This is a genomic window from Brachyspira pulli, from assembly GCF_036997785.1.
Lineage (GTDB): Bacteria > Spirochaetota > Brachyspiria > Brachyspirales > Brachyspiraceae > Brachyspira > Brachyspira pulli.
This window is the reverse complement of the sequence record NZ_JAWLQI010000044.1, coordinates 20,137-27,499: the sequence shown is the minus strand read 5'-3', so window position 1 is coordinate 27,499 and position 7,363 is coordinate 20,137. Positions and strand designations below refer to the sequence as shown.

General features: G+C 27.7%; 5 protein-coding genes. 1 reads left to right on the top strand and 4 read right to left on the bottom strand.

What is annotated here, in order from left to right:
* Positions 1 to 80: 80 nt before the first annotated feature.
* The 4 genes from R4K56_RS10245 to argC form a co-directional block, all read right to left on the bottom strand.
* A complete protein-coding gene (locus R4K56_RS10245; RefSeq protein ID WP_335758751.1) occupies positions 81 to 1,310 on the bottom strand; it encodes an aspartate aminotransferase family protein in 1,230 nt (409 codons plus the stop codon).
* Between the two features lie 31 nt (positions 1,311 to 1,341).
* On the bottom strand, positions 1,342 to 2,208 hold the full coding sequence (argB, locus tag R4K56_RS10240; RefSeq protein ID WP_335772495.1) for an acetylglutamate kinase: 867 nt from the start codon (positions 2,206 to 2,208) through the stop codon (positions 1,342 to 1,344).
* Between the two features lie 357 nt (positions 2,209 to 2,565).
* Positions 2,566 to 3,795: a bifunctional glutamate N-acetyltransferase/amino-acid acetyltransferase ArgJ gene (gene argJ, locus R4K56_RS10235; protein WP_335772494.1), complete on the bottom strand. Its 1,230-nt coding sequence runs from the start codon at positions 3,793 to 3,795 to the stop codon at positions 2,566 to 2,568.
* A 305-nt stretch (positions 3,796 to 4,100) separates the two neighbouring features.
* Positions 4,101 to 5,159: an N-acetyl-gamma-glutamyl-phosphate reductase gene (gene argC / locus R4K56_RS10230; protein ID WP_335770221.1), complete on the bottom strand. Its 1,059-nt coding sequence runs from the start codon at positions 5,157 to 5,159 to the stop codon at positions 4,101 to 4,103.
* A 386-nt stretch (positions 5,160 to 5,545) separates the two neighbouring features.
* Here argC and R4K56_RS10225 point away from each other — a divergent pair, with 386 nt between their 5' ends.
* On the top strand, positions 5,546 to 7,246 hold the full coding sequence (locus R4K56_RS10225) for a hypothetical protein (protein ID WP_335772493.1): 1,701 nt from the start codon (positions 5,546 to 5,548) through the stop codon (positions 7,244 to 7,246).
* The last annotated feature ends 117 nt before the right edge of the window (positions 7,247 to 7,363 follow it).

Here is a 7,363-nt window from a genome sequence, read left to right as displayed (position 1 = left end):
TGACAAACTTAAAAATTTTCAGTATATATAAACCTGCTTCATAATGTAAAAAATATCATTATAAAGCAGGTCTATTATCTTTATCCTAAACACTCGCAAAGTATCGAAACGGCTTTTTCTAATTCTTTGTCACTTATTGTAAGAGGAGGTAATAGTCTTATTTTGTTTTTAGCAGTTAATGGAATAGCTCCTTTTGATATGCATTTCTCTACTATTTCTCTTGCATTTAAACCTTCTTTCAAACCTATTCCAAGCATTAAACCTATTCCGTCTACACTTACAACATTATCAAGCTTCATTAATTGACTTTTTATGTATTTTGATTTTTTACTTACTTCTTTTAATAAATCTTTGTCTATTGTATTTAATACTTCTAAAGCACCAGCAGCAACTACGGGATTAGCTCCAAATGTAGAAGCATGATCTCCCGGAACAAATACATCAGAACATTTTTTATCCATAAGCATTGCACCTATAGGAAGTCCGCCTCCTAAACCTTTTGCTAATGTTGTGATGTCTGGCTTGAATCCAAAATGTTCAGAGCATAAGAATTTTCCTGTTCTTCCAACTCCTGTTTGAACTTCATCTACTATGAAAAGTATATCATTTTTTTCGCAGTACTCTTTTACCTTTAGTACATATTCTTTATCAAGAGGTATAACTCCGCCTTCGCCTTGTATAAGCTCCATCATAACAGCACAAGCATTATCTTGTAATTTTTCTATAGTATCCTCATAATTGTTAGCTTCAGCAAATGAGAAACCTTCTAAAAATGGGAAGAAGAAATTATGAAAAACTTCTTGACCAGTAGCTGAAATTGTAGCCATAGTTCTGCCATGAAAAGAGTTTTTTAATGTTACTATTTTATTTCTTTTGTATTCTCCATTTTGTGCATATTTATTAAATGAATATTTTCTTGCACATTTAATAGCAGCTTCATTAGCTTCAGCACCAGAATTACAGAAAAATACTTTATCATATTTTGTTATAGAACATAATTTTTTTGCCAAATCTATATAAGGTTTATTATAATATAAATTAGAAGTATGCTGCAAAGTTTTTATTTGATTAGTTACAGTATTAATCCAATTTTTATTTCCGTAACCTATACTATTAACACCTATACCGCTTCCTAAATCTATATATTCTTTTCCTTCTATATCTTTTAATGTTGCATTTTTACCGGATTCTAAAACTAAATCAAATCTTGCATAAGTATTGGCAACATATTTTTTACTATTGTTTATATATTCTTTTTTTAATTTTGATTTTTCATTATCTTGATTATTATTTGTTTTTTTACAAGCCATTTTTTACTCCAATCATAATTTTTTATGTTTATTAATCTTTATAAAACATTGTTCCTATACCTTCATCAGTGAACATCTCTATTAATAATGAATGACATAATCTTCCATCTATTATAAATACTTTTGACACTCCATTATCAACAGCGTCTATACAATGTTTAACTTTAGGGAGCATTCCTCCAGATATAGTGCCGTTATTTATTAGATTATCTATATCTTTAATATTTATTTGACTTATTAAAGTGCTTTCATCATCTTTATTTTGTAGAAGCCCCGGAGTATCAGTCATATATATTAATGTTTCAGCTTTTAAACTTTCAGCTATTTTAGCAGCTGCAGTATCAGCATTAATATTATAAACATTTCCTTCTTTATCGCATCCTACAGTAGCAACTATTGGAATATATTTATTTGATATAATTGTATTAAGTAAATCTGTATCAACATCATCTACATCGCCTACAAATCCCAAATCTTCGCTTCCTTTATATTTGCTTACTTTAAACATGTTTCCGTCAATACCGCATATTCCAAGACATTTTCCTCCGCAATTTTCAAGTGAGGCAACTAACTCTTTATTAACTTTACCAGCTAAAACCATTTTAACTATTTCAGCAGTTTCACTATCAGTATATCTAAGTCCGTTTATAAATTTAGATTCTTTTCCTATCTTGTTAAGCATTGCAGTTATGTCTTTTCCGCCTCCATGAACTACTATAACTTTTATTCCCACAGTAGAAAGTAAAGCAACATCGCTCATAACTTTCTTCTTTAGTTCAGGATTTTCCATAGCACTTCCGCCGTATTTTATAACAACAGTTTTACCTTCATATCTTTTTATATATGGTAAAGCCTGATTTAATATAAAAGCTTTATCTCTATTTGAAATATTTTCCATTTTTATTTCCTTTTTTATATATTGAAAATTTATACTTTTTTATAAATACAATTATAATTTATTAATAAAATATTATTTTCTATTATTAAAATATGTTTTAAAATTATTCTAAATCTAAATTGTTAAAAAATGCAGTCTTTTTGGTTCTTTTGGTCACAAAAAGAACTGGGGTTTGGGGCAAAGCCCCAATTAAATATTGATTAATATTGTTTAAAAACAAGTATAAATTATTTTATATATAAAATATATTTAGTACATTTTTCGCATTAATTAAAAAGTTTATTTTTATAGTAATATTATTACAAAAGAATAATTAAAAAACTAACAAAATATAATTTCCTTATATAGTTAAAATTATTAGCTTCTGTATGAACCATTAATTTTTACATAATCATAAGTCAAATCACAACCCCAAGCTGTAGCTTTATAATTTCCACAGTTCATATTTATTGTAACTTTTATTTCATCTTCCTTTAATATTTTTAAAGCTTCATCTTCATTGAATTCAACTCCGAATCCATCTTTATAAACATTCATTTCACCATATTTTGAACCTACATTTATAGAAACTTTATTTATATCAAAATCAGCTTCAGTATATCCTATAGCACAAGAGATACGTCCCCAGTTCATATCGCATCCGAACATAGCAGCTTTTACTAAATTTGATGTTATTACAGATTTTGCTATTTTTCTTGCTAATGCCAAACTTTCAGCATTTATTACTTCGCATTCAATTAATTTTGTAGCACCTTCTCCGTCTTTAGCTATTGCTTTAGATAGATAAGTATTTGTCATATTTAATGCTTGGCAGAATATTTTATAATTTTCATCTTCTTTATCTATTAAAGTGTTTCCTGCTTCACCATTTGCAAGTACAACACACATGTCGTTTGTAGAAGTATCACCGTCAACACTTACCATGTTATATGTAGATTTTGTATCTTCGCTTAAAGCCTTTTGAAGCATTTCGCTTGTTATATTACAATCGGTAGTTAAGAATGCCAACATTGTAGCCATATTTGGGTGAATCATTCCGCTTCCTTTTGCTATGCCTCCAATGTGAATAGTTTTTCCGTCAATCTCAAATTCGTAAGCAACTTCTTTCATGAATGTATCAGTAGTCATTATTGCAGAAGCAGCATTTTTAGCATGTTCTTCAGAATGATTTGCATTATCTATTAATTGTTTTATATTATTCTTTATAGGTTCTATTGGTAAAGGAACTCCTATAACTCCTGTTGAAGCAACAGCAACTTCTTTTTCATCTATATTTAATGCATCAGCAGTAAGTTTGCACATTTCTTTTGCTATTTCTACACCATTTTTATTACAAGTATTAGCGTTACCGGAATTGCATATAATTGCTTTGGCTTTACCGTCTTTTAAATGTTCTTTACTTACTATTATATTTGCTCCGCATGCTTTATTTTGAGTATATACAGCACCTACAGAACATAAAGTATTGCTATATATAATTGCTAAATCTTTTTTTTCTTTATTTTTCTTTATTCCGCAGTAAATTCCATTTGATAAGAAACCTTTTGATGCACATACATTTCCATTTATTTTTTTTATATCAATCATTTTTTACTCCTATTGTTGCTAATAAAAATTGTTCACATTAAGTGTCTGCTAAGTTCACTTAGCAGACGTTCACAATTTTTATTTTAGTATTATTATCTGACAACTTCGTTATCAGCTGCTCGTTTATCGCTTAAAAAATTGTTAGCGATAAATTTATTATTAATAAAAATTGTTCGTTGTTATACTCTGCTAAGTAAACTTATCAGACACTCACAATTTTTATTTTAGTGTTATTATCTGACAACTTCGTTATCAGCTGCTTGTTTATTGTTAAAAAAATTGCTAGCGATAAATTTATTATATTTTTAGAAAGCTGGTGGAATAAAATTTAATCCCTCATCTTCTTTAAAGCCTAATGCCAAGTTCATATTTTGTATTGCCTGTCCTGCTGCTCCTTTTACCATATTATCTATTGTTGATACTATTATTAATTTATTTGTTCTGCTATCTAAATGCAATGATATATCACAATAGTTTGAGTATTTAACATATTTTAAATTTGCTATTTCCCCTATATTTAATACTCTTATAAATTTTGAATCCTTGTAAAATTCTTTATAAATATTATGTATAGTTTCTAAACTTGTATCTTTATTTTCTAATTTAGCATATATTGTTGAAACTATTCCTCTGTTTAATGGAAGCAAATGAGGTACAAAAGTAACTTTTATATCTTCTCCATATATATTTGATAATGTTTGTTCTATTTCTGGTGTATGTCTATGCTCTGCTATTTTATATGGAGCAAATGCCTCATTACATTCTGTATAATGAGTATTTAATTTTAATTCACGTCCTGCACCTGTAGCTCCAGACTTGGAATCGATTACAATATCGTCTTTTTGTATAAGTTTGTTTACTAATGCGGGTGCTAATGCTAAACCTATAGAAGTAGGGTAGCAGCCCGGATTTCCTATAATTTTTGCATTCTTTAATTCTTTTTTATTATATACATTATCATATTTAATTATTTCTGGTATAGAATATATTGCTTCTTTATGAAGATTTTTATATTTATATTCTTTTCCATACCAATTTTTATAATCTTCTTCATTGTCTAATCTGAAATCAGCACCTAAATCTATGAATAAAATATTTTTTTCAAAACATTTATTTGCTATTTCATCGCTTAAACCAGCAGGCAATGAAGCAAATACTACATCAGTGTCTTCAAATATTTCATTTTCATCTACTAATGTTTTACTGCAGTTTTTGTTTAGATTTGCATATATGTCATCAATATTTTGACCTACAAAACTTTTTGATGATAAATTTTTTAATTCAACTTGACTATGTGATAATAATAGTCTTATTAATTCTATTCCTGCATATCCTGTTGCACCTACGATAGATACTTTTACCATAATACAATACTCCTGTAAATATTAATGAATAATATTAGTTTTTAAATTTTAAATTATTTTTTAGAATTATATTTTATTGAAAATAAGAATTGGAGGCTTAACGCCTTGAAGAATTGTTGAAAAATAAATTGTAATTAGTTAATATGTACATTTTTATTTTTTCCTAAAAAACATTTACTATTGACAATAATATTATTATAAATAATAAAAAAAGTCAAGGATTTTAATAATATTTTCTTAATAAAAATTATAAAAGCTAAGTTGAAAAATTTATATGTTCATTATAATATATTTGACAGTAAATGTATATTTGCTTTTGATAGAATATTTAGAATATGTTTTATTTATACAGCATAAAAAACATAAATGTATTTATAGGTTATATTATGAAAAAAAGATTATATATTTTATTGTTTTTATTAATTCTTATTTTACTATTAATTATATCTTGTAAAAAGATTAATATTTTAGGTCCGGTACATATACCGCCTCCGACTGATTTTAGATTACCAGAAGACACTATACCCGGACATATAGATGTAAACCCAATGCCTGCTAAAGACGGAGAAGTATTCGGAGGTTTTCAGAGGAAGTTTAAATATCAAGGCAAATGGTATGTATTGGCTGACTATATGTATGATTATGACCCTAAAAGTAAAATATTAAATAGAAAAGCTGAAGATATAATACTTCAAATAGATAATAGCGGAAATATAGTAGTTTATGATAAAGACAGTAAAGGATATTATGATTTATTAAGAATGAATGTAATAGAAGAAAACAGAGTTTTATATGAAGATTATAATTATGGAACATATTCATATTCTTCAAGTTCTTTTTATACTACAGACTGTAAAGGCGAAGAAGATTATCATTCATTTCGCACAGGCATAACTTTTGATAATGAAGTAAGAACATCATCAGATTTAATAAATTGGACAACGGAGGGATCTAGTGATAATGTTTATAAAACTTTTCCTTCAGTAAGTCCTAATCCAAATGACAGTTTTCAAGGAACTTTTGGTGTTAATGATTATAAAATTGTAGAGTTTAAAGATTATATATATGTAATTGGTTTAAAAGAAGATTTTGATGAACAAAATCCAAGCGGATGCAGAAATGAAAGTCAAGGAGCATTTACTGTAAGTAAGGACATTTATTATAGAATAGATAAAAATAAAGATACTTCTGTAGGAGCTAATTGGGAAAAAAGAACTACTCCTTGGGGACAAAGAAGCAATCTTAATGTTCGCTATGATAAAGATAAAATATATGTTACAAAAGGCGAAAGAGCATATTATGAAAATGATCCTTCCATTAATAAATGGGTGGATAAATATGAAAAATTTGAAAATGATAATACTATATGGTCAACTACTGACGGCATAACTTGGCAGGTAGAGCCTAATTCTTCGGCTTATGATAATGCGGAAAATATATCATCTACTGGCGGAGATTTGCCGTATATACAAAATCGAATAAGAACTCCTGAAGAGCCTAATTGGGTAAGATTAGATAATGGAAGATATTATAAATCTGATAATTCTCCTTATGAAACTTATACAATCAATAAGAAAACTTATTATGTCCCTATACCTCCTTATGAAGAAATAAGAGCTGCTTATGACAGCGGGCAGGAATATTTTACTATTACAGAGGCTCATATAAAGAGTGCTGGGCTTAATCAGTTTTTAACCAAGGATAAAGAGCCGAATAAAGATGAAGATTGGACAGTAATAACTCCCATAGATTATACAGATAAATTAATGGTATGGCAGAGCGGAGGCGAAAAAGTAATGCTTAATATTAATAATAAGGCAGTGCAGCTTGTGGACTATAGGCAAATAGAAGTTATGTACAATACCATTAAAGAATATTCTATTGTAATAAATGATTTAAGAAAAACAGCAAAAGAATATAGAGATGGAACTTATTGGGGTGATTTTGGTAATAGTTATATAAAAGATGTATTTATAGGGATGAAGTACGATGCTAGGGCTGATATGCTTGAGCTTTTGAAAAGCAACATAGAATATATTATGCCCGATGAGGCTGTTACGCATTATACTGTGGAGTTTAAATATTAAAAATGGCTATTATTAATATAAATTTAATTTTATATACAGAATATTTCTATTGATTTTTTATATTCTTACAATTATAATGTTTTAACAAATAATGACATTTAAATGAGGCATTTATAT

Excerpts from the sequence above, each read along its gene's own strand:
- R4K56_RS10245 (WP_335758751.1), bottom strand. The coding sequence starts at position 1,310 with ATGGCTTGTAAAAAAACAAATAATAATCAAGATAATGAAAAATCAAAA.
- R4K56_RS10225 (WP_335772493.1), top strand. The coding sequence starts at position 5,546 with ATGAAAAAAAGATTATATATTTTATTGTTTTTATTAATTCTTATTTTA.
- argB (WP_335772495.1), bottom strand. The coding sequence starts at position 2,208 with ATGGAAAATATTTCAAATAGAGATAAAGCTTTTATATTAAATCAGGCT.
- argC (WP_335770221.1), bottom strand. The coding sequence starts at position 5,159 with ATGGTAAAAGTATCTATCGTAGGTGCAACAGGATATGCAGGAATAGAA.
- argJ (WP_335772494.1), bottom strand. The coding sequence starts at position 3,795 with ATGATTGATATAAAAAAAATAAATGGAAATGTATGTGCATCAAAAGGT.